20 protein-coding genes and 3 pseudogenes are annotated in these 25,616 nt (G+C 59.7%); 12 read left to right on the top strand and 11 right to left on the bottom strand.

Features of this window, described 5'->3' with window-relative positions:
• Positions 1-19: 19 nt before the first annotated feature.
• The 5 genes and pseudogenes from AC3ITA_RS16570 (at position 20) to AC3ITA_RS16590 (ending at position 5,623) form a co-directional block, all read left to right on the top strand.
• Positions 20-871 carry a CAP domain-containing protein gene (locus tag AC3ITA_RS16570; RefSeq protein ID WP_095945713.1) on the top strand — a complete coding sequence of 284 codons (852 nt, stop codon included), beginning with the start codon at positions 20-22 and terminating at the stop codon, positions 869-871.
• A gap of 441 nt (positions 872-1,312) precedes the next feature.
• Positions 1,313-2,311: a GTP 3',8-cyclase MoaA gene (moaA, locus tag AC3ITA_RS16575; RefSeq protein WP_095945715.1), complete on the top strand. Its 999-nt coding sequence runs from the start codon at positions 1,313-1,315 to the stop codon at positions 2,309-2,311.
• Between the two features lie 69 nt (positions 2,312-2,380).
• Positions 2,381-2,506: pseudogene (locus AC3ITA_RS16580) on the top strand (bestrophin family protein); the annotation flags it as partial.
• Between the two features lie 111 nt (positions 2,507-2,617).
• On the top strand, positions 2,618-3,976 hold the full coding sequence (chrA, locus tag AC3ITA_RS16585) for a chromate efflux transporter (protein ID WP_150673319.1): 1,359 nt from the start codon (positions 2,618-2,620) through the stop codon (positions 3,974-3,976).
• A gap of 363 nt (positions 3,977-4,339) precedes the next feature.
• On the top strand, positions 4,340-5,623 hold the full coding sequence (locus AC3ITA_RS16590; protein WP_489277908.1) for an NAD(P)/FAD-dependent oxidoreductase: 1,284 nt from the start codon (positions 4,340-4,342) through the stop codon (positions 5,621-5,623).
• A gap of 305 nt (positions 5,624-5,928) precedes the next feature.
• Here the strand turns inward: AC3ITA_RS16590 and AC3ITA_RS16595 are convergent.
• Positions 5,929-6,060 (bottom strand): annotated as a pseudogene (locus AC3ITA_RS16595) (DeoR/GlpR family DNA-binding transcription regulator); the annotation flags it as partial.
• Between the two features lie 350 nt (positions 6,061-6,410).
• Here AC3ITA_RS16595 and speF point away from each other — a divergent pair.
• Complete coding sequence (speF, locus tag AC3ITA_RS16600) at positions 6,411-8,594, top strand: ornithine decarboxylase SpeF (RefSeq protein WP_095945718.1); 2,184 nt, start codon at positions 6,411-6,413, stop codon at positions 8,592-8,594.
• 50 nt (positions 8,595-8,644) lie between these two features.
• Here speF and ppk2 read toward each other — a convergent pair whose 3' ends face one another.
• A complete protein-coding gene (gene ppk2 / locus AC3ITA_RS16605; protein WP_095945719.1) occupies positions 8,645-9,463 on the bottom strand; it encodes a polyphosphate kinase 2 in 819 nt (272 codons plus the stop codon).
• Between the two features lie 58 nt (positions 9,464-9,521).
• Positions 9,522-11,243 (bottom strand): SulP family inorganic anion transporter, encoded by a 1,722-nt coding sequence (locus AC3ITA_RS16610; RefSeq protein WP_150673284.1) that lies wholly within the window; start codon positions 11,241-11,243, stop codon positions 9,522-9,524.
• A 322-nt stretch (positions 11,244-11,565) separates the two neighbouring features.
• On the opposite strand from AC3ITA_RS16610, the gene AC3ITA_RS16615 reads away from it, so the two are divergent.
• Positions 11,566-12,018, top strand: coding sequence for a hypothetical protein (locus AC3ITA_RS16615; protein WP_489277911.1), 453 nt, complete (start codon positions 11,566-11,568; stop codon positions 12,016-12,018).
• A gap of 268 nt (positions 12,019-12,286) precedes the next feature.
• Complete coding sequence (locus AC3ITA_RS16620; protein WP_224790024.1) at positions 12,287-13,261, top strand: helix-turn-helix transcriptional regulator; 975 nt, start codon at positions 12,287-12,289, stop codon at positions 13,259-13,261.
• A 126-nt stretch (positions 13,262-13,387) separates the two neighbouring features.
• On the opposite strand, the gene AC3ITA_RS16625 is transcribed toward AC3ITA_RS16620, so the two are convergent.
• Entirely contained in the window at positions 13,388-15,307 is a 1,920-nt protein-coding gene (locus tag AC3ITA_RS16625) for a tyrosine-protein phosphatase (RefSeq protein ID WP_489277913.1), read from the bottom strand.
• A 382-nt stretch (positions 15,308-15,689) separates the two neighbouring features.
• Here AC3ITA_RS16625 and AC3ITA_RS16630 point away from each other — a divergent pair, with 382 nt between their 5' ends.
• Entirely contained in the window at positions 15,690-16,058 is a 369-nt protein-coding gene (locus AC3ITA_RS16630) for a hypothetical protein (protein ID WP_489277915.1), read from the top strand.
• A gap of 193 nt (positions 16,059-16,251) precedes the next feature.
• Positions 16,252-16,398, top strand: a pseudogene (locus AC3ITA_RS16635) (IS4 family transposase); the annotation flags it as partial.
• A 62-nt stretch (positions 16,399-16,460) separates the two neighbouring features.
• On the opposite strand, the gene AC3ITA_RS16640 reads toward AC3ITA_RS16635, so the two are convergent.
• Positions 16,461-16,958: a hypothetical protein gene (locus AC3ITA_RS16640; protein ID WP_489277917.1), complete on the bottom strand. Its 498-nt coding sequence runs from the start codon at positions 16,956-16,958 to the stop codon at positions 16,461-16,463.
• 151 nt (positions 16,959-17,109) lie between these two features.
• Positions 17,110-17,598: an anti-virulence regulator CigR family protein gene (locus tag AC3ITA_RS16645; RefSeq protein ID WP_489277919.1), complete on the bottom strand. Its 489-nt coding sequence runs from the start codon at positions 17,596-17,598 to the stop codon at positions 17,110-17,112.
• A gap of 297 nt (positions 17,599-17,895) precedes the next feature.
• On the opposite strand from AC3ITA_RS16645, the gene AC3ITA_RS16650 reads away from it, so the two are divergent.
• Positions 17,896-18,633, top strand: a complete 738-nt coding sequence (locus tag AC3ITA_RS16650) for a hypothetical protein (RefSeq protein ID WP_095946149.1) — start codon at positions 17,896-17,898, stop codon at positions 18,631-18,633.
• A gap of 33 nt (positions 18,634-18,666) precedes the next feature.
• Here AC3ITA_RS16650 and AC3ITA_RS16655 read toward each other — a convergent pair whose 3' ends face one another.
• Positions 18,667-19,470, bottom strand: a complete 804-nt coding sequence (locus AC3ITA_RS16655) for a hypothetical protein (RefSeq protein ID WP_150673288.1) — start codon at positions 19,468-19,470, stop codon at positions 18,667-18,669.
• A gap of 440 nt (positions 19,471-19,910) precedes the next feature.
• Entirely contained in the window at positions 19,911-20,393 is a 483-nt protein-coding gene (locus AC3ITA_RS16660) for a hypothetical protein (RefSeq protein ID WP_414928897.1), read from the bottom strand.
• Positions 20,394-20,849: 456 nt separating this feature from the next.
• Between AC3ITA_RS16660 and AC3ITA_RS16665 the strand changes: the two genes are divergently transcribed.
• Positions 20,850-21,557, top strand: a complete 708-nt coding sequence (locus tag AC3ITA_RS16665) for a CatB-related O-acetyltransferase (protein WP_489277922.1) — start codon at positions 20,850-20,852, stop codon at positions 21,555-21,557.
• 95 nt (positions 21,558-21,652) lie between these two features.
• Here AC3ITA_RS16665 and AC3ITA_RS16670 read toward each other — a convergent pair whose 3' ends face one another.
• The 3 genes from AC3ITA_RS16670 to AC3ITA_RS16680 form a co-directional block, all read right to left on the bottom strand.
• Positions 21,653-22,201, bottom strand: a complete 549-nt coding sequence (locus AC3ITA_RS16670; RefSeq protein WP_046042404.1) for a cupin domain-containing protein — start codon at positions 22,199-22,201, stop codon at positions 21,653-21,655.
• Between the two features lie 416 nt (positions 22,202-22,617).
• A complete protein-coding gene (locus AC3ITA_RS16675) occupies positions 22,618-23,916 on the bottom strand; it encodes an NAD(P)/FAD-dependent oxidoreductase (RefSeq protein WP_095946155.1) in 1,299 nt (432 codons plus the stop codon).
• Between the two features lie 51 nt (positions 23,917-23,967).
• Positions 23,968-25,458 (bottom strand): aldehyde dehydrogenase, encoded by a 1,491-nt coding sequence (locus AC3ITA_RS16680; RefSeq protein WP_095946156.1) that lies wholly within the window; start codon positions 25,456-25,458, stop codon positions 23,968-23,970.
• Positions 25,459-25,616: the final 158 nt, after the last annotated feature.

Below are 25,616 nucleotides of genomic sequence, written 5' to 3' on the forward strand. Positions count from 1 at the left end.
TCTGCTCAAGGGGATATTCATGGGTTTCATCTCATCCGCAATGCGTTTGGCCGGTGTGTCACTGGGCCTGGTATTCGCCGCCAACGTCGTGGCGGCCGACGAAACGCAATTGATCGAATCGATCAATGTCTACCGCAGCCAACTGCAGCGCTGTGCAGGCCAGGTTTCATCGGAGCTTCCACCGCTGTCGGCCGACCCGCGCCTGGTGCTGACCGCCCCGAGCATCGGTAATCTGCAGCAGGCCATGGCCACTGCCGGTTATCCCATGAAAAATGTGCAGGCCATCAGCCTGTCCGGGCCTCGTGATGCGGCGTCGGCGATGAAGGCGATCCAGGAGAGCTTTTGCCAGATCGTCCTCGACCCGCAATTCGTCGACGTCGGCGTCAGCCGCCAGGACAATCAGTGGCGCATCGTCGTGGCACGACCGTTATTGAGCGCACGCCTGGGCGACTGGCAGACCGAGGGCCAGAAGCTGCTCATCGAGCTCAACGCAGCACGGGCCAAGCCGCGTCAATGCGGCACCCAGTCTTTCAATGCGACCGCGCCGCTGGCCTGGAACGCCACGCTGGCCACCGCCGCCGAAACCCACTCGCGCGCCATGGCCAACAACAACTTCTTCGACCACAAGGACCGCGACGGCCGCACCCCGGGCGACCGCGCGGAACTGGCCGGCTACAACTTCCAGCAGATCGGCGAAAACATCGCCGCCGGGCAAGACAGCGTACGCAAAGTGGTCGAAGGCTGGCTGACCAGCCCCGGTCATTGCGCCAACCTGATGAACCCGCAGTTCAACGAATTGGGCGCGGCCTATGCGAATGATCCGAAGAGCGATGCGGGGATCTACTGGACGGCGATGTTTGGGGCCCAGTGAGCAATTTGGCAAGTTTCTTTACGGTGACAACATGACAAGCATCCCGATAGGTTTGATTGTCGGCATGCGCGGTGGCGCTCGGTTTTGGAGAAAATCACACCGCCTACCCAGGGAAAAATCTGCTCCATCATGGTTTTTTCTTTATTTTCAGTCGCTTGAATTAACTAAAAGTAATTTTTAAAGCCAAATTAAGTTCATCATAGAGCTGGTCGATCAATCGGTTATTAATAGTGATTGGACACCTCTCGAAGCTACTCTTAGCCTGCGCTCAACAAATCCGCAAATAACGGAATTCGTAACTGTAGGAGCGAGCCTGCTCCGGGCGGCGATCCGACGATGGCCCCAAGGACACCGCGTTCAACCAGAAACCGCGCGTAATCGTTAACGACCATCGCGAGCAGGCTCGCTCCTACAGATTTTTCGGTGCCTAGAGAAAAAATCATGTCCGAACGAGTCTTGATCGATGGCTTCTCCCGGCGCGTGGATTATCTGCGGATGTCGGTCACCGACCGCTGCGATTTCCGTTGCGTGTATTGCATGGCCGAGGACATGCAGTTTCTGCCGCGCCAACGGGTGCTGACCCTGGAAGAGATCTATCAACTGGCACAAAGCTTCGTGGCGCTGGGCACCCGCAAGATCCGCCTGACCGGGGGCGAGCCGCTGATCCGTCCGGGCGTGGTGCAGCTGTGCGAGAAGATCGCCGCCCTGCCCGGCCTGCGTGAACTGTGCATGACCACCAACGGTTCGCAGCTGGCAAAACTGGCCGAGCCGTTGTTCGACGCCGGGGTCAAGCGCCTCAACATCAGCCTCGACTGCCTGGACCCGCAACGTTTTCGCGAACTGACCCGCACCGGTGATCTGGCGCAAGTGATCAAGGGTATCGACGCCGCCAACCGGGCAGGATTTCGCAATACCAAGCTCAACTGCGTGGTGATGAAGGGCCGCAACGACCATGAGATCAATGATCTGGTGAACTTCGCCATCGACCGCAATCTCGACATCTCCTTCATCGAGGAAATGCCGCTGGGCAGCATCGATGAACACAGCCGCGCCGAATCGTTTTTCGCAAGCAGCCAGGTCCGCGAACGCATCGCCGAACGCTACACCTTGATTGATTCCGCCGAGTCGACCCAGGGGCCGTCGCGCTACTGGCGCCTGGCCGAAGCGCCGCAGATTCGCCTGGGCTTCATCTCGCCCCACAGCCACAACTTTTGCGGCACCTGCAATCGGGTGCGGCTGACCGTGGAAGGGCGCCTGCTGCTGTGCCTGGGCAATGAACACTCGGTGGATCTCAAGGCTGTCCTGCGCAGCCATCCCGGACAGCCCGAACGCCTGGAAACAGCCATTATCGAGGCGATGAAACTCAAGCCTTATCGACACAACTTTGAAGTGAACGACGATGTCCAGGTTGTTCGCTTCATGAACATGACGGGCGGCTGAAACCCATGATCGTGAGAACCTGTTCTGCATCCTTTTGCCCTTCGCCATGGCTGAACCCCTGGGCTGGAAGAGCCCTTCGGCCGCGATGAAAACGACCTGCCAACCGATGCCATCGTGCGCAACATCGAGCATGATGTGCTGGCTGCGCAGGGCATGACGGAGTTGCCGCCAGAGCTGGAGCCTGTCGGAGCGGTGTCGCCCATTTCCACGGTGCAGCCCCGGCACTTCAACTCAGGCGGCTATGCAACGCGCTCCGGCATAGCTACAGTCGTTGGCTCAAAGCTCCTCTGCACAAGGAATTTCCGCTTGAGCCCCACGCCCTCCCCGGTTACCCAACAGGATGTGCCGCAGCCACGGTCCATCAGCCTGCGCGAAGCCTTTCTATTCTGGCTCAAGCTTGGCTTCATCAGTTTCGGCGGGCCGGCGGGGCAGATTTCGATCATGCACCAGGAGCTGGTCGAGCGCCGGCGCTGGATCTCCGAGCGGCGTTTTCTGCATGCCCTCAACTACTGCATGTTGCTGCCCGGGCCCGAGGCTCAGCAGTTGGCGACCTACATCGGCTGGCTGATGCACCGGACCTGGGGCGGCGTGATCGCTGGCGTGCTGTTTGTGTTGCCGTCGCTGTTCATCCTGATTGCGCTGTCCTGGGTGTACATCGCGTTTGGCGAAGTGCCCGTGGTCGCCGGACTGTTCTACGGGATCAAGCCCGCGGTCACGGCAATCGTGGTGCAGGCGGCTCACCGGATCGGCTCGCGGGCGCTGAAAAACGGCTGGTTATGGGGCATCGCCGCCGCGTCCTTCGTGGCCATCTTCGTGCTCAATATGCCGTTTCCGCTGATCGTGCTCGGCGCGGCGGTCATCGGCTTTTTCGGTGGACGCCTGGCGCCGGAAAAATTCAGGACCGGTGGCCACAGCGCGGCGAAGAAGTCCTTCGGTCCGGCCGTGATCGACGATGACACCCCAACCCCCGGACACGCCCGTTTCAGCGGCTGGAAACTGGCGCGCCTGGCCGTGATCGGTGCGATCTTGTGGACACTGCCCATGGCCATGCTCACCGTACTGTTCGGCTGGGAAGGCACGCTGACCCAGATGGCCTGGTTCTTCACCAAGGCCGCGCTGCTGACCTTTGGCGGCGCCTACGCGGTGCTGCCGTATGTCTATCAGGGCGCGGTCGGTCACTATGGATGGCTGACGCCGACGCAGATGATCGACGGCCTGGCGCTTGGTGAAACCACCCCGGGTCCGTTGATCATGGTCGTCGCCTTCGTCGGGTTCATCGGCGCCTACGTGCTTCAGGTCTTCGGGCCGGATCAAGCGTTTGTCGCCGGTGCCGTGGCCGCCACGCTGGTGACCTGGTTCACCTTCCTGCCCTCGTTCCTGTTCATCCTCGCCGGCGGGCCGCTGGTGGAATCGACGCACAACGAACTCAAGTTCACCGCGCCGCTGACGGCCATTACGGCCGCCGTGGTCGGCGTGATTCTCAATCTGGCCTGTTTCTTTGGTTACCACGTGCTGTGGCCCAAAGGCTTCGAAGGAGCACTGGACTGGCCTTCGCTGCTGATCGCGATTGTGGCGGGCATTGCCTTGCTTCGGTTCAAGCGCGGGGTGATCGAGGTGTTGATCGGCTGCGGGTTGATCGGCCTCGGGATTCACCTTGCAGGTTGAAGGGCGACCCCCTACTATCCAGCATCCCCGGAGGCTTCGGCCTCCAACGTTGTCCGCAGCCGGAAACACGCGCATGAAGCGTATTGTCAACCTGCCCATGGCCCTGCGCCGCTCCAAATTGCGTCACTCCGCACGTCCGCCGGATAGCGCCCTGCTCGCCTGATCGGCGAGCCCCCTCCTTCGCTATCCCTGCGTTTGCTCAGCGTATGCCATCCCTGTGGGAGCGAGCCTGCTCGCGATAGCGGAGTGTCATTCGACATCAACGGTGAATGACACTCCGCATTCGCGAGCAGGCTCGCTCCTCCAGGTTGTGCACTTCGACTGGCTGGCATTGGGTTCTCCCAAATTTGCGTGGACACCGACATGACTCAACGTTGCAATTCCTATTACACCGCCACCCTCAACCAGGACACCGATTACCCGACGCTGCAAGGCCGGCACCGGGTTGACGTGGTGATCATCGGCGGCGGTTTCACCGGCGTGGCCAGCGCCGTCGAGCTGGCGGAAAAAGGCCTGAAGGTCGCCATCGTCGAAAGCCACAAGATCGGTTGGGGCGCCACCGGGCGCAATGGAGGCCAGGTCACCGGCAGCCTGTCGGGCGACGAAGCCATGCGCAAACAGATGCGCCGCAGCATCGGGGATGAAGTCGACGATTTCATCTGGAACCTGCGCTGGCGCGGGCACCAGATCATCCGGCAGCGCGTGGAAAAATACGGCATCGCCTGCGATCTCAAGCAGGGTCACCTGCACGCGGCGTACAAACCCGCGCACATGGTCGGCTTGCGCAAGGATTACAAAGAGGCGGTGCACCGTGGCATGGGTGACGAGGTCAGCCTGCTCGACCGCAGTCAGGTGCGTGACCTGCTGCAAAGCGACCTCTACCACGGCGCGATCAAGAACACCCGCAACATGCACCTGCATCCGTTGAACCTGTGCATCGGCGAGGCCCGCGCAGCCGAGAGCCTGGGTGCGTTAATCTTCGAGAACAGCGAGGTGCTTGAGATCATCCATGGCGACATGCCGGGTATACGCACCGCCCACGGGCAGATCGACGCCAACCAGGTACTGCTGGCCGGCGACGTCTACCACAAGCTGGAACCGGGCAAGCTCAAGGGCAAGATTTTCCCGGCCATGGGCGGCATCGTCACCACCGCGCCGCTGGGCGATCTGGCCAGACAGATCAACCCCGAGGACCTGGCGGTCTACGACTGCCGTTTCGTACTCGACTACTACCGCCTCACCGCCGACGGTCGCCTGTTGTTCGGTGGCGGCGCCAACTACAGCGGCAAGGATTCACGCGACATCGCCGCCGAACTGCGCCCATGCATCGAGCAAACCTTCCCGGCGCTCAAGGGCGTGGCCATCGACTACCAGTGGAGCTGCGCGATGGGCATCGTGATCAACCGCATTCCGCAACTGGGCAAGCTCTCGGACAACGTCTGGTATTGCCAGGGCTACTCCGGCCACGGCATCGCCACCACCCACATCATGGGTGAAATCATGGGCCGCGCGATCACAGGACAAATGCAGCAGTTCGACACCTTCGCCGCCTGCCAGCACATCCGCGTACCCATGGGCGACCTGCTGGGCAACCCGATGCTCGCCGCGGGCATGTGGTACTACCAGATGCTGGAGCGATTGCGCTGAGGTTACTGGCCAATACATTCAACATGGATGTTGTTTGTACTGGCCTCTTCGCAAGCAGGCTCGCTCCCACAGGGATCGATGTCGACCTCAAACATCAAGGCCGGCAAACACCCCTTGCAGGAGCGAGCCTGCTCGCGAAAGCGGTGTGTCATTCAGTAATGATGTCGGCTGAAAGTACGTCATCGCGAGCAAGCTCGCTCCCACAAAGACCTACTCAAGCCTGCACCACCTCAACCCCCAGCGCCTGGTAGTCCTCGACATTGCCTGACGCCACATGCCGTTCGCTGATCAGCGTGTGCACGCGGCTGCAAGGTGGTGGTGCCGGAATCGAACACCACGATCTGACCGCCCTGTACCCGTTGCGCGGCCAGTTGCGCCAGATGGGTTTTCACCTCGTCGGTTTCGCTGATCCGGGTGAAACGAACCGGCCAAGTATCATTTTTTTCGATCTTTCAAATCATTACGCCGAATTTTTTATTTTCCCGTGACCTGTTCAAGATGGCGCCGTCACTCATGTTTCGGATGGAAACCTCATGAATATCAATTTTGCTTTTGCCTGCATGATCGTGGTCTCGTTCACCATTGCGCTGGTACACGCCTGACCGACAGGGCGTGAGGCGTCACACGTCAAGATGTGCAAGGTCGCGGTCAAAAGCCTGACAGATCAGGAATATGCTCTATAACCAGTGGTGACCCGATTTCCGAGCAGGGGAACTGGAAGGCTCTCCCGGAAGTTGATCTCTAAAAAAGCTGCGGACAATTGAGTGCCCGCCAGGAGACACCACCGATGAAAGCCCTGAAAATCGCCGCCAGTGAAGGCGCATCTGAATGTTTCCTGAACGCTCGGGAGGTGGTCCCGCTCGGTCACACCGACTTCACCGACGTCGCCGTGGCCGTGGTGTCGGTCAATGATGTGTTGGCCGGATCCCTCGACGTCATTCAGCGCACCGGTTTTGATATTCCAATCTTCCTGGTGGCGTCCCCCGGCACCAGCACCCACCCCCGAGAAGTCTACAAACACCTCAACGACGTGCTGCTGCAAGTGAACGGCATCTTCGACCTGTCGCCCAGCAACATCGAATACCACGGCAACCAACTGGAGACCGCCGCCAAGGCCTACGAAGCAAGCCTGCTGCCACCGTTCTTCGATGCCCTCAAACACTACACCGAATCCGCCAACGCCACCTTCGCCTGCCCAGGCCACCAGGGCGGTCAGTTCTTTCGCAAGCACCCGGCCGGGCGGCAGTTTTTCGACTTCTTCGGCGAGACGCTGTTTCGCGCCGACATGTGCAACGCCGACGTCAAGCTTGGCGACCTGTTGATCCACGAAGGCCCGGCGCTGCTGGCGCAGAAACACGCCGCGCAAGTGTTCAACGCCGACAAGACCTACTTCGTGCTCAACGGCACCTCGGCTTCGAACAAGGTGGTGACCAACGCCCTGTTGACCCCCGGCGACCTGGTGCTGTTCGACCGCAACAACCACAAGTCCAACCACCAGGGCGCGCTGCTGCAGGCCGGTGCCACGCCGGTGTACCTGGAAACCGCGCGCAACCCCTACGGCTTCATCGGCGGCATTGACGCCCACTGTTTCGAAGAAGACTACCTGCGCGAACTCATCGCCGAGGTCGCCCCGGACAAGGCGCAACAGCCGCGGCCGTTCCGCCTGGCGATCATTCAGCTGGGCACCTACGACGGCACCATCTACAACGCCCGGCAAGTGGTCGACCGCATCGGCCAGCTGTGTGACTACATCCTGTTCGACTCGGCATGGGTCGGCTACGAGCAGTTCATCCCGATGATGAAGGACTGCTCGCCACTGCTGCTCGATCTCAACGAGAACGACCCGGGCATCTTCGTCACCCAGTCGGTGCACAAGCAGCAGGCGGGTTTTTCCCAGGCCTCCCAGGTGCACAAGAAGGACCGCCACATCAAAGGCCAGGCGCGCTATTGCAACCACCACCGGCTCAACAACGCGTTCATGGCCCAGGCCTCCACCAGCCCGTTCTACCCGTTGTTCGCCTCGCTGGATGTCAACGCGCGCATTCATTCGGGCCGCAGCGGCCTGCGCCTGTGGGAAGACTGCGTGAAGTTCGGCATCGAAGCGCGCAAGTTGATCCTCGAAGCCTGCACCCTGGTCCGCCCGTTCGTGCCGCACGCTATTGAAGGGCGGGCGTGGGAAGACTATCCAACGGAAGAAATCGCCAACGACATCCGCTTCTTCGAGTTCCACCCCAAGGACCGCTGGCACGCCTTTGCCGGCTACGCCGAGAAGCAGTACTTCATCGACCCGTGCAAGTTGCTGTTCACCACGCCGGGCATCGACCCGGTGGACGGCAGCTACACCGACTTCGGCATACACGCCGGCATCCTCGCCAACTTCCTGCGCGAGAACGGCATCGTCCCGGAAAAATGCGACCTCAACTCGATCCTGTTCCTGCTCACCCCGGCCGAAGACTGGGCGAAGATGACCCACCTGGCGGCGCAAATCGCCCGTTTCGAACGATTCATCAGCGATGACGCGCCGATGAGCCGGGTGCTACCGGCGATCTACGCGCAGCATCAGGAACGCTACCGCAACTACACCATTCGCCAGCTCTGCCAGGAAATGCACGACCTGTATCGCCACCACAACGTGCAGCAACTGCAGAAGGACATGTTCCGCAAGGAACACTTCCCGAAAAAGGCCATGAACCCGCAACAGGCGCAAATCGAGTACATCCGCGGCAACGTCGAACTGGTGGCGCTGGCGCAGGCCGACGGGCGCATTGCCGCCGAGGGCGCGCTGCCTTATCCGCCAGGCGTCTTGTGCGTGGTACCGGGGGAAATCTGGGGCGGCGCGGTGCTCAAGTACTTCCTGGCCCTGGAAGAAGGCATCAACCGCTTGCCCGGTTTCACGCCGGAGTTGCAGGGGGTGTACCTGAAGCAGGAAGGCGGTCGTACCCGGGCGTATGGGTACGTGATCAAGGCCTGATGGCATGCAGCAGGAGTTGGCGTGGGCCGGCTCCTGCCCGATGCATCGGTCTAGAATTTTTCCGCGATGAACTTGAACGGATAGTTCGGATCCCGATAGTTGCCGGGACTTTGGCGCTTGGGCAGTTTCACTTTTGCCCGCGGTACTTCCTCATAAGGAATACTGCCCAACACATCGCTGATGATGTTCAGCCGCGCCCGGCGCTTGTCATTCGAGTTGGCGACCCGCCACGGTGCAAAATCGGTGTCGGTGGCCTCGAACATGTCGTCCCGGGCACGGGAGTAGTCGTACCAGCGGTTATAGGACTTGAGGTCCATGGGCGACAGCTTCCAGATCTTGCGCCCGTCAGTGATGCGCTCCTTGAGGCGTCGGGTCTGTTCCTCCTGGCTTACTTCAAGCCAGTACTTGATCAGGATGATTCCCGATTCGACCAGTGCCTGCTCGACGCGCGGCACCGAGGTGAGAAAATTGCGCACCTGTTCTTCGCTGCAAAAGCCCATGACCCGCTCCACACCGGCGCGGTTGTACCAGCTGCGATCGAAGATCACCACTTCGCCAGCCGCCGGCAGGTGCGGCAGATAGCGTTGCACATACATCTGGCTTTTTTCCCGCTCGGTCGGTGCCGGCAACGCCACCACCCGGAACAGCCGCGGACTGACCCGCTCGGTCAGCGCCTTGATGGTCCCGCCCTTGCCAGCGCCATCACGGCCCTCGAAGATAATGCAAACCTTCGCGCCCGTGTGCTGCACCCACTCCTGCAGCTTGACCATCTCGACATGCAGCCGCGCCAGTTCCTCGAGATACACCTTGTTCTTGAGCTTGCCGCTTTCAACCGGTTTGCTTTTGCTTGCCGCCTTCTTCTTCGCCATGCCCGTTAACTCCTTCAATGCGTCACATAGCGTCCGGAGTGCCCCCGGCCGCGTTCATTCAGCGTCGACTGCGCTGATAATGTTCAACCGCCAGTTCCAGGTTCAGGAACATGCGCGCCTCGCCCAGCGCATGGCCCAGGGGGGCCTTGATGACCATCTCCCATACGCTCGGGCTCATGCCCACCAGCCACAATGAAATGCCTTTTTCCTGCAGTTGCTGTTCCGCCCCGGTGAGCATTTTCAACGCGGTGTATTCCAGGTCGAACACACTGCGCAGGTCCAGGACCACAACCTTTGGGTTCGCCTCGTCAATCAGCGGCCGGATCTTGTCGGCGATGCGCTCGGCATTGGCGAAGAACACCCGCCCTTCAGGCCTGAGCAACAGCAGCCCGTCAAAGTGTTCGTCGTCTGCGTGTTCGGTGGCCTGCGGGCGATAGACGTTGGTGCCGGGCTTGCGTCCCAGGACATGCACGGGCGGGTCCGAGACCTGATAGGCCAGGGCCAGCAACGAGACGATGATCGCCACGACGATCCCTTGCAGCGTGCCCAGCAGTATCACGCCGATCATGGCCACCACGGCCCAGGCAAATTCGGTACGACGAACCGACAGGATCTCGCGAAACTCCGCCGGCTCGATCAGGCCCACCGAATACACGATCACCACGGCGGCGAGCGTGGCATTGGGCATCAGGCCAATGAGCGGTGCCAGCAGCAGGCACGTGCCCAGTGCCAGTGCAGCGGTGACCAGTGCGGCCAGTTGCGAACGGGCGCCGGCCAGGCGGTTCACCGCTGTCTGGGTGGTCCCGCCACCGGCTACCATGGCCCCGAGAAACGCGCCACCGATGTTGGCGACGCCCGTGGCCAGCAGCTCCCGGTTCGGTTGTGGCGCGGGCTCGTCACTGCGGGCGAAAGCGCGCCCCGCCGCGATGGTTTCGGTGAAACTCATCAACGCGATACCCATCGCCGAGGACCACAGGGTCTCGACCATCGACCAGACCGGCAGGGTCGGCGCAGGCAATCCGATCGGCACCACACCGACGGCGGACACACCAAAGCGCTCCAGGCCAAACAGGCTCATGCCGATGATGCCAAGCGCCACCGCAATCAAGGGTGCGGGCAGCCTTGGCGTAAAACGCTTCATGCCCACCAGCAGCAGGACCATGAACACACCGACCGCCACGGTCGGCAACGAAGCATGGCCGACGCTCTGGACCGTGGCCACCAGGTTGTGCAGGAAGCCGCCTTTGTCGATGTGCGTGCCCAATAGCTTGGGCAACTGGTCGAGCACGATGACCACGCCGATGCCGGCCTTGAAACCCACCAGCACCGGTTCGGAAATGAAATTGGCGACGAAGCCCAGGCGCAGCAACCCTGCAACGATCAGGATCGCGCCCACCATCAGGGCCAGCGTGGCGGAGCCGGCGAGCAAGGTCGCCGCATCGCCATCAGGGCTGATCTGGCCCAACGCGGAGCCGGCGAGAATGGCCAGGGTGGTTGTGGTGCTGACACTAAGCGGGCGCGACGTGCCGAGCACGGCATAGATCACCATCGGCACCAGCGCCGTGTACAACCCGACTTGCACCGGCAGGCCGGCAATGGTGGCGTACGCCAGCGCCTTGGGAATGACCACCGCCGCTGCCGTCAGCCCGGCGACCACATCGCTGCGCAGCCAGTCTGGCCGGTAGTTGTCGAGCCACTCCGGGATCAACAGGCTGCGCAAGGTTCCCCGCTGTGGAGTGCCTGTAATCCGCTCTTGCGGATGGCCGCCTTGTTGGTTCATCAGTCACTCCAGTGGCAAATCTTCCACGCAGATGATGAGTGGGCTCAACTGACCGCACAATCCTTTAACTGCACGCGCCCCCCTTGCAAACCTTCATTGGCATCGAAGCGCGTGTGCCGGCAGGCAATCCATGCAGACTCGACCAGTTACAAATGTAGCGGGTTTGCGCGGCTACGCCGCCACATGGCTGGCGAAGGAGATAGATGCCCCACCATCACCACTAAAAAATGAAAAGCCTTATATGGACGACGTCATGAAAGCGATAAATGAGCTATACCCGCTAATTCTCCCCATTGCAGTTCTTCAACTCAGGAGTTTGGCAATGAAGCTCAAAACCTCACTGGCAGCACTCATGGTTGCGGCAAGCCTTTTCGGCTGCACCACTTCATCGACCCACGGCGTAAACGTCAACCTGGCCGCCACCCAGCAAAACGCCGGTCAGATCGGCACCGTCACCTTGACCGACTGGGACAAGAAAACCGGGCTCAGTTTCTTCATCAGCGGTGCTCCAATGGGGGTTACCCTGCCCCTGCGCCTTTACTCGTTCATCAATAACGGCACCTGCGAGCAACCCGGGTCAGTCGCCTACGCGATGAACGACACCGTCAACACCGAAGCCCAACCCGTACGCGGCTGGACTTTTACCAGAACCGCGCCTGTGCCGTTGCAAACCCTGGTTGACGGCAAGTATTCGGTGGTCGTGCGAACGGCTGCGACCGATGGCAACGTCGATATCTTTTGCGGGGATATCAAGGCAACAGAGCCGGTGAAATAGCCGCGCCCCTTGCAGGCCAGTACCGCTCGCGCCACCGGTTGTCCGGTGCGAGCGGTGGCGTCGGGTGAACGGAAACGGGGCCCGCGGCAACAACCAGTAACAAACCTGTCATTACTCACTGATAACGTCCAAACGCTTTCCCGAACCGCTTCCGCTCGATCTCCGATCGCCCAGTTTCCTGTACCAGGGCTTTGCCCATCCGCTCAAGGTGCCACTTCAGGTGTACGCAAGCACGACGCGCAAGCAAATCATCATCAGGTCCAACGACATGAGCTGCGACGACTTTGGCGCGTTGTTCTCGAACCTGTTCGGCAACCTCTATTCAGACTCTCCACCGCCGCCGAAAAACATCATCATTGGCGGGGTCTATGGCCGGCACGAAGGTGTCAGTTTTCGTCGCATGCACTATCGCGGTGACTTCACGGTGGCGTTTCCCGCCCCCCTTGATGAAATCACCTTCGTCATTCCCACCGCCGGCAAGATCATCTTCAACCACGTCACCGAGTCGGTCGGCTTCGCACAAATAGGCCTGGCGATCGACAAGGCCGAAGTCCGCTCGACGCGCTTTGTCGACAACCACGCACAACACGGGATTTCGATCAGCCGCCGCCTGATCACCGAGCGCCTGTCGGCTCTGTTGGGCAAACCTATCCTGCAAAAGGTGCATTTCGAGCCGGTGGTGGATCTGAATGTGGCGGCCTTGCAGGGCATCCGTGCGTTGATTGAACTGGCCACGGGCACTGAGTTCGACCTGCTGATCAACACGGGTTCGCTGATGCCTTCGCGCCTTCGCGAAATGCTGGTCGATGCGGTGCTGGAAGCCTGGCCGCACAACTTCACCGAAGCCCTGCGGCGCCCTTCCCCACTGATAGCGCCACGGCATGTGAAGCTGGCCGTCGAGTACATTCAGGCGCATCCCGACCACCTGGCCAGCGGCACGGAACTGGCGCAGTTGACCAACGTCAGCCTGCGCGCATTGCAGGAAGGTTTTCAGCGTTTCATGGGCACTTCGATCGTCGCCTATCAACGGCAGGTACGCCTGGAGCGCGCCTTTGCCGCGCTGTCCCAGGGGGTGTCGCCTTCGGTGACAGACGTGGCCCTGCAACACGGCTTCAGCAATGTCGGGCGGTTTTGCCAGTATTTCCAGAGTGCCTACGGCATCAGCCCCGCAGATGTGAGAAAGGGCCTGCGAACGCGGCCAATGAGTTCAGCTATACCTGAACCCTCGGGGGTTCAGGTATAGCAATGAGCCAATGTGGCAGCGAGCCTGCTCGCGAATAAGTCATCACATCCAACATCCATGTTGACTGACACTCCGCCATCGCGAGCAGGCTCGCTCCCACAAGGATCTCCAGTGAATGGTGCTCCGTCAGAACAGATAACTGGCCTTCAGCCCGCCATTGAAGCCGTGGCTGTCGCCGCCACCGCTGGCGCCGATTTCTGCCCCTACGCTCCACGGGCCAAGGTTGGCCATGACGTTGACGCCACCGCTGAACTGGTCACGGTTGTCGAAGGCGGCTTGCTGTTCGATGTCCAGGCCCAGCAGTTGCCCTTCGCTGTCGACTTCAGGGTCGCCCAACACATGCTCGTAGCCCACTTGCACGCCTGGCACCACTTGCCAGGAACCGAGGCTGACAGGTGCAAAGGATGCGTTGAGGTTGGCCACCGCGCTCTTGCGGGTCTGGTGGATGCCGTCGACGTCCAGCGCCAGTTCGCTGCCTTTTTCCTGGAAGCCCGACAGGTTGATGTGGCTGATCCGCACGCCGAGGCTCGGCTCGAGGGTCACGCCGTTCACCGGCACACGGTAACCGAGCGCCAGGGTCGCGCCGGTGAGGTTGCCATGGCTGTCACCCTTGGCCGTGCCCAGACCGCTGCCGAGTTCGCGCTTGCTCTCGTAATCGAGGTAGCCGGCGCTGGCATCGGCATCCACAAACAGGCCGCGCTCCAGGCCGTTCGGGGCGAAGCGTGCGCCGACGCTGAAGAAGGTCAGGTCGGTATCGGCCTCGCCACCTGCGCCACCGACATTGCCGCTGCTGTAGCCGAAACCGGCATGGGCGCTGAGCTGCTCGGAAAAGCGCTGGGTCAGGCCGATCATCATGCCCTGGCCATGCTCGTTGCTGCTGGAAGCCTGGGACGAACCGTCGGTGCCCAGATACCCCGCCAGCGCGGTGCTCCACAGGCGATATTGCCCGGTCTTGAGGTCGATGCCGCTGGTGAACGGCGCGCTAGCCTTTTCGATCATCGCACCCTGGCGCAGCAGGTAGCTGGCGGCGTCGGCATGCACCTGACCGCCGACGGTGGACTCCACGCCCCCGAGGCTGCGGGCATCGATGGCCGACTGCAGGTAGTAGTTGTAGGCGCTGTAGGTGCCCGACAGGTTGCTGCTCTGCAGTTGCTGCAACAACTGCGCGCCCGCCGCGGCGTTGCCGGCCAGGTCCGCCGCGCCCGGCAGGCTGTTGTAGAACACCATCTTGCCGCGCAGCACGTAGATGGTTTCCTGGGACAGGCCCAGGCCTTCCTTGAGGTAGTTATCCATGGTGCCGTATTGCGCGGTCACCTCGTCCAGGCCGGCTTGCAGGTAACTGGCCTCAACACCGATCAGCGGCCCATAGATGGTCGCCAGGCTCGGTGGCAACGCCGCCAGAGTCGCCTTGATGCGCGCGGCGGTGTAGTCGTTGGTCGCCAGGTAGTTGCTCATGATGGTGGCATCGTCGACCCCGGCGATGCTTTGCAGCACAGCGGCGGTCCAGCCCGTGCGGTCCTTGCCGGCGGTGCAGTGGAACAACGCAGCGCCATCGACCGTGGCCAGCTCATTGAACAGCTGGTTGAACTCGCTGCGCATCCCTGGGTTGCGGACGAAATCACGGTTGGTGTCCTGCATCATGGCGGTGGCTTCGGCGGCACTGTGGAACGCGATGTTGGTGATGTTCGCGCCCGACGTGGAGCCGCCGATGATGTCGATGTTGGTGTACGTCGCACCCGTGGGCATCGTGTCGGGCGTGGCGGCGATCTCGCTGGGCGTGCGCAGGTCGTAGACCGCCTTGATGCCCAGGCCGTTGAGGGTCGCCAGATCCGCCGCCGACGGCGTCAGCGCGTTGGAGCGGTAAAACACCCCGCCACGCATCGTGCCGTCATTGGCCGTGGAGTACGCGGTGGTGAGACCGGCGACATCGCGCAAGTTATCGATGCTCTTCAGGCGTGGGGTGTTGAGGGGGACAGTCTCGGCCGCCTGGGCGGCAGCGATGGACAGGCTCAAAACAGACAGCGAACACACAAGTCGTTGGAACACAGTGCAGCCTCATTGAAATCGCGTTGGGCTGACTAATATCTAGATTGAAATGGCGCTGAACATGACAAATCGCCTGCACACGCAAATCACTGCGCGATGTGTCCAGGTGGCTCGTTTTCTGTCCGTGTAATGCCTGTTGTGCGGTCAACCTGGGAGGCAGGTTATTGGGGATGTGCTGGTCGGGAACGAAATACGCGGTGGTCGCCGATCAAATGCCTGTCGCAATGATGGGTGATCCGACCTGCGCAGACCGCTCATCGGTAATCACGCCTACCTGTAATTTCTGACAGTAGATACACGGCGCGTCCGTCATTAGCATCGTGTTGTACGGGTACGAACTGACCTGCAACTGATGCCGTCTAACATTGAAAGGAGATCGATCGTGGCGACCAACAACAAGAGTATTGTGTACCGGTGTGAACCCTTGTTGCCTTATGCATATATCAAGCAGGCCTTCGCAATGAAGGTTGATCAAGGGTTTATGAGTAACGGCTGTACCGTTGTCATCCCGGGCTCTGACTACCTGAAGCCGGGGGATGAACTTATCGCTAATTTATATATTGAAAATACAGGAGATTTTTTCAGGTCTTTTACTTTGGACGAGACTAACGTCCTGAATGGAATAACCTGGAACGTTATGAAGTTTACAGGGATTGTTTATTTGGACTCCAGGGTTGAACTGTATTACACCCTACCCACGCTTGAGTTGTGTTCTCGGACCCAACCCTATGTCGTCGCGACATTGTCATAGGCACAGAGCGCCCCGCCAGTTGTTGTTTTAAGTAAATGAGGGCATTTGTCTTGAAGTTGAGTGGGGGCAGGAAAAGCTTTTCGGCAGTCGATCAATGCTGGGCGACCAGCACGTAGTGAGCCCGCTCATGAGGTTGCCAGACGTTTGAACAATTGCGTCCAAAAACGGATGACTGATCATCTTTTGGCCCGCATCGGTGACAGGCAGACAGTTGGCGGAGTTGAGTAAACGTGTTGGTGGGTTGTTTCTGGATCACCGCCCAAGGCCGTCAAGGCCAAGGACGGTGAACATTTCAAAGACCCGAATTCCAGTAGACCGTAAGGCTGCTCCGCTTAAGTGAACAGCATTACGCCTCTCAGCGAGTTTTTTGCTTCTCTGAAACTGATCTCTACGGCTGCGAACTCAGTGGGTTTTTTTCGAAGTCGACAGACCGGCCTTACTCAAGCCTTTGGTGTTGTGCTCACCCGGCGTCGAGGCCGAAATAGCCGTGGCCTTGGCAACACCACGGGTATCGGAGTGGGCGAGGCCTGAGGTCGTGGCGCCATGACCGTTGTCATCGTTGCGTTCATTACCGTAGTGGTTCCCGCTCAGGCCACGGTCGCGCACGGATTTGCCGGCATGGTCGCTGTCCAGCCCGTTAGCGCGGCCGTTACTGCCAGAGTGGCCGGTGCCGGCGTGTCCGCCGCCCATACCGCCGCCGTGGCCTCCACCGTTTCCGCCACCATTGCCTCCGCCGTTTCCACCGCCGCCACCGCCGCCGTTTCCGCCGCCACCACCGCCGCCGCCGTCCTTCGCGTATGCCGACCCCATGATCGACAGGCCATCAGGGAGTAACGGGGCGGCTGCAAGCATCATGGCGCATGACATTACAGCAACGAGACTCTTGTTTTTAAAAAGCATGATTGCTTCCATAGGAGGTTGATATCGCGTGATGTATGACGCGATATCTCCCCAACAGTTCAAGAACCACGACAAACGGCTGCAAATCCCTCAACTCGCTGTAGCCCTCGGCCAGAGCGGCACTGAGGCCACGAAGGCCGCCATTGCCCTGTCAATCAAACGCACCGTCAAGAATTTCATAGACAAGCCCGGTGGCCAGCGCAACCAGGATCAGGTCCGTGCCGACCTGCTGCCATTCGTAGCCGTCATAGTGGGGCAGCCTGCCGACCAGTCGGCCATCGAGTTTTTTGGCGATGCCGGGTGGAAGCGGTTTGCCCCGGGCAAGGTTCTTTTGAATACCCGGTGGCAAATCGGGTCCTGGGCTCCAGTAGCCTGTGTTCACGCCAATGATCTCGAGCACGCTGCCACGGTTGATGCTCGGGCCGTTGCTCCAGTCCCCACCGCCGCCGGAACTCTTGCTCTTGTTGCCATGGCCGCCCTGGTTGCCCTGGCCCTGGCTTCCCTGACCCTTGTTGCCTTGGTTGCCATGGGTGACCTTCCCGCTACCCTGGCCATTACCGGGATCAGCCAGCGCCGTCACCGAGCCACAGACCAGCGTCAAACAAGTAACCGCCGCAATCAATGATCGAGTCCTGAACATGATTCATTCCTTCGTGGTGGGGAATATTCCCTGAAATTTAGACGTTATAGACGAAGATGGTTCCATCGAGTCACCCACCGTCAAACCGTCTACGCTGATCCGTTCGAAGCCTCGCAGGTGTTTGCCGAAATCTGCCCCGCTGACTCAGCCCCTGATACAACCCCGATACCCGCTTGTAACACCAAGACACTTAGCCGCCCTGCCCCTCGCCCCTAGAGTGAAGCCGTCAATGGACTGCAGCGCCAAGCGCCGGCAGCCCATTGTTTGCCCAACACACCACCAAGGAAGAGGGAAACCATGAGCAAATCAATCGCTGTCAGCCAACAGAGCCAGCAGCTTCACAATGATGTGCAAGAAGCCGTCAAGTCGATCATGGGTGCAACGCAACTCAAGGCGTCGGATTACGGCCGGGTACTGAGGTCGGCCCTGGCGGCTTCGCAAAAAACCGTCACCATCGAAATCGCCGCCGGCGACCTGTCGCTGCTGAAGAAGTCCGGCTACAAGCTGTGCTTTGCCAAGAAGGTGGGTAACGCCGACTACAACGTGGTCTGGCAGTCCTATGACGCTTACCTGAGTAACAACGAGTTCAGCTGGACGCCGCAGTATCAACTGTTCGCCTCCAACGTGTTCAAGGAAAACGTGCAAGTCAAAGTCTCGACCAACATCGTCAACATTGGCCTGGGGCAAACATCGACACTCGATGAGCACGGTCTGTTGAGTTCGGCGGTTACCGGTGGCCCGGACATGTCCCTGACTTTCGTGAACAACTACGCGCCGATTCATCCGGGGGTCAACCAGTTGTCCACCGGCATCGATGGCAATCAGGTCAGTACGCCAATCTACGTGGCCGTAAACCAGGTCGTCACCGGCAATACCGTACTGACGCCGGTGGAAACCATCCTCGTGTGGTTCGAACAGAACGTACAGACCAGCACCATGTTCAGTACCTCACGCTCCAAGGCGATCGAAATCGACCTGACGTTCGATAACACCGCAGCTCGCCTTTACGAAGGCGGTCAGTGGAAAACCGTGTAACCGTCATGCCGGGGCAACCTTGCGGTTGCCCCTTCACTCCTCTTTGCCCGCCGTGGCGAAGTAGCCCGTCAGCGAGCGACAGATCGACTGCGCGAGGTCCTCCTGGGTGGCGATGCCATAGGGTCGATCACGATCGAACTGCGCCGACCAGCGAATCCGCCCCTGCGCCACATCCACCAGGCGCAATGACGCTCGCACCCGCGAAGGCTCGACCCGCACGCTGCCCTCCAGGCAATAGCTGTAACGCCCACCACGCTTGAAGTTCAGTACCGGCTCGACGTTGCGTGCCACCCGCATCAACACATGATTGGTCCCGGTCTGCGCCTGCTCGAACGACTCGAACAGCCGGCAGCTCAACTCCTCGCACAAGCCCCGGGTAAAGTCATCGCCATCGCGGGTGAGGCAGGTAAACGGCTGGATCTGGACCACAGGATGGCGAGTGCCGACGCCCTTGGGCCGCAGCCGCTGATAGGACAAGCGATAGCACCCGGGTGGAATGCACAAACGCACCGGGTCTTGCTGGCCGTTGCCGGCGTAATGCGCTGCGAGTTTGCGTCGCAAGCGCCCCACCTGCACTCGCACCACCGGATCGTCGCCCGTGCAATAAACGGCCGGGTCACGACGAAACACCGCGATGCCAATGGCGTGTTCGGTCAGCGGCGTTTTGCAAGCCTGAAGGTCGTGCTCGACCAGAAAGCGCAACAGACTGCCCATGCGCCTGGACTTGGCAAACAACGGGCTGACCAGCAACAGCGCCAGCACTCGCTCGATTTCTTCCCGATCGGGCGGCTCGGGAACCCCCGCCGCAGCTGGATCGGCCATGCTTTTGATCACCATCGCCTGCCTCCGTGCAGGTTGCCGACAGGAATGGATGTCGCGCTCCGTGATAACCCTTGCAGCGTGAGCGGGAATAAGGCTCGGACACTGCAACGACCAAGCGTAGCAGCCGTGTTGATATCGGCAGGCAATTGCGGTGATAGCAACCCGCCATCCGACGAACGTTCAATCTTGACGTCTGAAAAATGTGTAGGACTTGTTCCTTTGTGGCGAGGGAGCTTGCTCCCGCTTGGCCACGAAGCGGCCCTCATCCCTTGCAACTCATTTCCTCAGACACACCGCACCGTCCCGCTTTGCGGCGGCAGAGCCGCCGAGCGGGACGGTGCGGCGATCCGACAAGCTCCCTCGCCACAGGGGCCGTATGGCCTGCACCAGCCTCCCCGACTACGCCGAAAACGACATCAACACCGTCACTAATATTGTTTACAAGTATTCAGTTTTTAAACCCTTTTGCCATTACTTGCAAAACTAATAACTCTTGCATATGCAGGATCCATGTCTGATCCATCAGGTCGCCCACCTTCAGTCCATACGTTAGTAAATTGACCATGTATTTTCCCTTCAACAGGGTTCATTTCAATAAACCGTACTGTACCACCTACTATGAACCCTCCACTTACCATATCGTTTCCACCTTGAATCAACAGAGCGGAAAACCCTCCTGAGCCGACCTTGTAGTCAACATTTAATTCGAAGTCAAAATGCGAAAAGTTTACTCGAAGCACCCAATCGTTAGGTTGCATTTCGCGGTCATACCCATAAAAATAACGCTGCCCCTCTGCAGTAAATCTGCCACCGAACTGAACCTCACTGACAATATTTTGAAATTCACTATCCGTCAGTACAATTTTAAATTTTGCCTGCCAGTCACTTTCCATAGGGAACCCATCGGAAATAATATTTTCTGTTATTACTGTTTTCATGATCGACACCTATAATTAATTAAAACACCGAAGCTTTACGAGCTCACTGAGAATAATCAAATATCAGCCCATCAACACCTGTCATAAATAACAGTTTTTTATATCATTTCTCTATATCAAAACTAAAATTACATCAACAAAGCAACAGACATTTCCTTCATACTTTTTGCGGTTTCAATCGACGAATACAGAGGCATCGCCTACGCAGTCAATTACGTAGATCCGCTGGGTTTAAATGGCTACATCAGCCACCAGTAAATCTCTGGCGAGACCGAAGCTCATTGCCCACGCCCTGCATTCGGTGCAGGCCCTGGACTGATCAGCGACTGAGACGCACAAAAGCGCTTTTTTGAAAAACGTCTAAAAAATTCATCTCCCCCGCCGATTCATTTAGACTCGGCTGTTGGCTCATGGGGCCAGGCCAAGCCCTGTAACGGATATCCAAGACAGTTCTTCATGAAAAAAATAATCAGTTATTTGCGAAACAGTTACTGGAAAAGATGGATTCGCAAACACAAATGCAAAGTGGCAGGCGGTGTATTGTCACTGCACAAAAGAACGGCACTGACCATAGAAGAAGGCGTGACGCTTGGGCATATGGTCATAGAGTCGAAAAAGCTGGAAATCGGTGCGCATACCTATATCCGCAGTGACTGCTTCCTTTCGGCGGTCTCCTCCATTGGCAGGTTTTGCTCCATCAGCAGCAGCTGTTTTATCGGCCAGCAAAAGAGCTCACATCCGCTGGACTGGCTCAGTTCACATCCCTTTCAATATACCGATACGGCGCTGGTTTACGACCCGGAGGTTGCGGACATCACGATTGGGCATGACGTCTGGATCGGCCATAGCGCGATGATCCTGGAAGGCGTGACCATTGGCACCGGCGCTGTCATCGCAACCCGCGCCCTGGTTGCCCATGACGTGCCACCGTACGCCATTGTTGCCGGCACCCCGGCAAAAGTCGTCAAGTATCGGCACACACCCGAGTTGATCGAAGCGCTGATCAACAGCAAGTGGTGGGATGTCGATGTCGAGGTACTCAAGACATTACCGCTCAATGATCCACAAGCCACTTTGGCTCTGTTGGCCACCCTGCAGAAAGAAAACCGCGCCGACTACCAACAGATAGAGATAACCCGCAAAGGGTGCAGTGTTTTGTCTTGAGCAGCAGGAATGACCGATTCGAATGATAAAAAAACCCGCATCAGCTGCGGGTTTTGACGACGGGTTCCTGATGAACCCTGCCTGCAAAGCGCTTATCAGAAGTTCGCCGGCGTGTTGGCGCTGATGATTTCCGCCTCATCCGCCCCGATATTGCGAAACCGGTGCGGCAAGGTCGTCGGGAAATAATAGCCATCCCCGGCGTTGAGTACACTCACCTGGCCATCCACGGTCAATTCCACGGTACCCCGTGTCACCAACCCACACTCCTCGCCTTCGGAATGCACGATCGGCTCTTCGCCGGAGCTGGCGCCCGGTGCGTATTGCTCGCGCAGCAAGCGCATCTGCCGGCTTGGCACGGATGCACCGATCAGCAGCAGGCGCAGGCCGTGGCGGCCGAGGTCGGGCTGTTCGTTGGCACGGAAGACGTACTGGTGTTCGCGCGGTGGCTGATCGAAGGTGAAGAAGTCGGCCAGGGACATGGGGATGCCCTCCAGCAATTTCTTCAGGGAGCTGACGGAAGGACTGACCCGATTCTGTTCGATCAGGGAGATGGTTGCATTGGTGACGCCGCTACGCCGGGCCAGCTCGCGCTGGGACATTTTGTAGCTTTCGCGTACTAATTTGAGTCGTGAGCCCGTGTCCATGACAGCCTTATGTGCCAACCCGTAGGAGCGAGCTTGCTCGCGATTGCGATCCGCCCTTCAACATTGATGTCGACTGAATCAACGCTTTCGTCGGATCGCCGCCCGGAGCAAGCTCGCTCCTACAGGGATAATGGATGGGTGGAGTGCAGGCGCGGATCACGCCGTTTTCCGGTCCCGGAAACGTGAAAGGCGGCTATTAAATCACGTTTGTTCGTAATGCTCAGCAGGTTCGATAAACGGTGCCGGAAAAGAACCTGTGGGAGCGAGCCTGCTCGCGATGGCGGTGTGTCAGGCAGCATCCATATTGACTGATATGACCTCATCGCCAGCAGGCTGGCTCCCACAGGAGACAGCGGTGTTGCTGATGTAAAAAGCCGGCGGCACCCTTTGGGGAGATGCCGCCGGCGAGGTAAAGCTTAGATGCCGAAACGGTCACGCAACGAGTAGTACACGGCGCCGAGGGCGGTCAATGGCGCCGAGAAGGTGCGCCCGCCGATCATCGGCATGTGCGGCAAGGATGCAAACGCGTCGAAGCGCTCGGCGTCGCCACGGATCATTTCCGAGATCAGCTTGCCGGCCAGGTGCGAGCAAGTGACGCCGTGGCCACTGTAGCCCTGCATGTAGTAGGCGTTCTTCTCGATACGGCCGAATTGCGGCATGCGCGACATGGTCAGCAGGAAGTTGCCGGTCCAGCGGTAGTCGATCTTCACGTCCTTCAATTGCGGGAAGGTCTTGAGGATCTTCGGGCGGATCAGTTGTTCGATGTCGTCCGGCTCGCGTGCACCGTAGACCACGCCACCGCCGTACAGCAGGCGGTTGTCGGCGGTCAGGCGGTAGTAGTCGAGCAGGTAGTTGCAGTCTTCGACGCAGTAGTTGTTCTTGATCAGGCTGCGGGCCTGCTGCTCCGACAACGGCTCGGTGACGACGATCTGCGAACCGCACGGCATGCTCTTGCTGGTCACGCGGTTGTCCAGGCCCTGCGGCAGGTAGGCGTTACCGGCGATCAACAGGTACTTGGCCTTGACCACACCTTTGGCGGTGCGCACGGTGATGGGCTCGCCGTAGGTGATGTCCACCGCCGCCGATTGCTCGTAGATCTTGCCGCCCAGGCCAATGATGGCCGAAGCCTCGCCGAGTGCCAGGTTCAGCGGGTGAATGTGGCCGCCCTGCATGTCCAGCAGGCCGCCGACGTAGGCATCGGAACCGACTTCGCGCTTGATGTCGGCCGCGTCGAGCATTTTCAGGTTCTTGTTGCCGTAGCGTTCCCAGCTCTTCTTCTGTTCGGCCAGACCCTTGAGTTGCTTCTTGTTCATCGCCGCGAAGATACCGCCGGGACGGTAGTCGCACTGGATGTCGTAGTGCTGTATGCGCTGACGGATGATGTCGGCGCCTTCGAAGATCATGCTGCCGAGGACTTCGGCAGTCTTGTCGCCGTAGCGCTCTTCGATGACATCGACGTCGCGGCTGTAGGAGTTGACCAGTTGGCCGCCGTTGCGACCGCTGGCGCCGAAGCCGACTTTGGCCGCTTCGAGCACGGTCACGCTGTAGCCCGCTTCGGCGAGGAACAGGGCCGAGGACAGGCCGGTGTAGCCGGCGCCGATCACGCAGACGTCGCAGTCCACCGCGCCTTCCAGCACCGGGAAATCGCCGGTGAAGTTGCGGGTGGCGGCGTAGTAGCTGTTTACATGCTGTTGTGTTGAAGAGTTCTGTTTCATACGTTTCTCCGATGGCCGCCGACAGAGCCGGCGACCGTCGCTTTATTGTTATCAGAGCTTGATCCAGGTCGCCTTGAGTTCGGTGTACTTGTCGAACGCGTGCAGCGATTTGTCCCGACCATTACCCGACTGCTTGAACCCGCCGAACGGCGCGGTCATGTCGCCGCCGTCGTACTGGTTGACCCAGACGCTGCCGGCACGCAGGCCACGGGCGAAGGTGTGGGCCTTGCTCAGGTTGCTGGTCCATACGCCGGCGGCCAGGCCGAAGATGCTGTCGTTGGCAATCGCCAAAGCTTCTTCAGCGGTGTCGAAGGTGATGACCGACAGCACCGGGCCGAAGATTTCTTCCCGAGCGATGGTCATGGCGTTGGTCACGCCGTCGAAAATCGTCGGTTCCACGTACTGGCCACCGGTGTCTTCGAGGGTGCGGCTGCCGCCGGCGATCAGTTGGGCGCCCTGCTCTTTGCCGATGCCGATATAGCGCAGTACGTTGTCCAGTTGACGCTGGTCGACGACCGCACCGACGGTGGTTGCAGGATCGAGGGCGTGGCCTGGTTTCCAGGCTTGCAGGGCTTCCACCAACAGCGCAATGAACTGCTCGCGGATCGAACGCTCCACCAGCAAGCGAGAACCGGCGGTACAGACTTCGCCCTGATTGAAGGCGATGCCACTGGCCGCTGCCTGTGCTGCCGCGCGCAAGTCCGGCGCGTCGGCGAATACTACGTTCGGGCTCTTGCCCCCGGCTTCAGCCCAAACGCGTTTCATGTTGCTCTGCCCGGCGTAGATCATCAGCTGCTTGGCAATCGCCGTGGAACCGGTGAAGGCCAGCACGTCGACGTCCATGTGCAATGCCAGCGCCTTGCCGACGGTGTGGCCGTAGCCCGGCAGGACGTTGAACACACCTTTCGGGATGCCGGCATCCAGTGCCAACTGCGCGATGCGTATCGCGGTCAGCGGGGATTTTTCCGAAGGTTTGAGGATGAACGAGTTGCCCATCGCCAGGGCCGGGGCGAATTTCCAGCTGGCCATGATCAGCGGGAAGTTCCACGGCACGATGGCCGCGACCACACCGACGGCTTCGCGGGTCACCAGGCCAAGCTGATCCCGGGGGGTGGCGGCGACTTCGTCGTAGATCTTGTCGATGGCTTCGGCGGTCCAGCGGATCGCGTTGGCGGTCGCCGGAATATCGATGCTCATGGAGTCGCTGATCGGCTTGCCCATGTCGAGGGTTTCGAGCAGGGCCAGTTCTTCCTGGTTGGCCAGGATCAGGTCGGCGAAACGGATCAGGATGCGCTTGCGCTCGGCCGGGGCCAGGTTGGCCCACACGCCGGATTCGAAGGTACGGCGCGCCACGGCGACCGCTGCATTGGCGTCGGCTTCGTCGGTGCTGGCGACATTCGCCAGGAAACGACCGTCCACGGGGCTGATGCATTCGAACGTCGCACCGCTGGCGGCTGCGCAGTATTGGCCGTCAATGAATGCGCGACCTTCGATGGTTAGGGACTGGAAGCGCTGCTCCCAATCGCTGCGAGTGTTTGTCATGGTTGTGACTCGACGCAGGGGATTGGATGACGGACGAGCGAACGCCCATCCATCAAAACTTGGTAATCCGACCCCTGTAGGAGTGAGCCTGCTCGCGATAGCGGTGGATCAATCAACATCACTATTGAATGTGATGACGCTATCGCGAGCAGGCTCAC

Source organism: Pseudomonas sp. GL_090, from assembly GCF_057837765.1.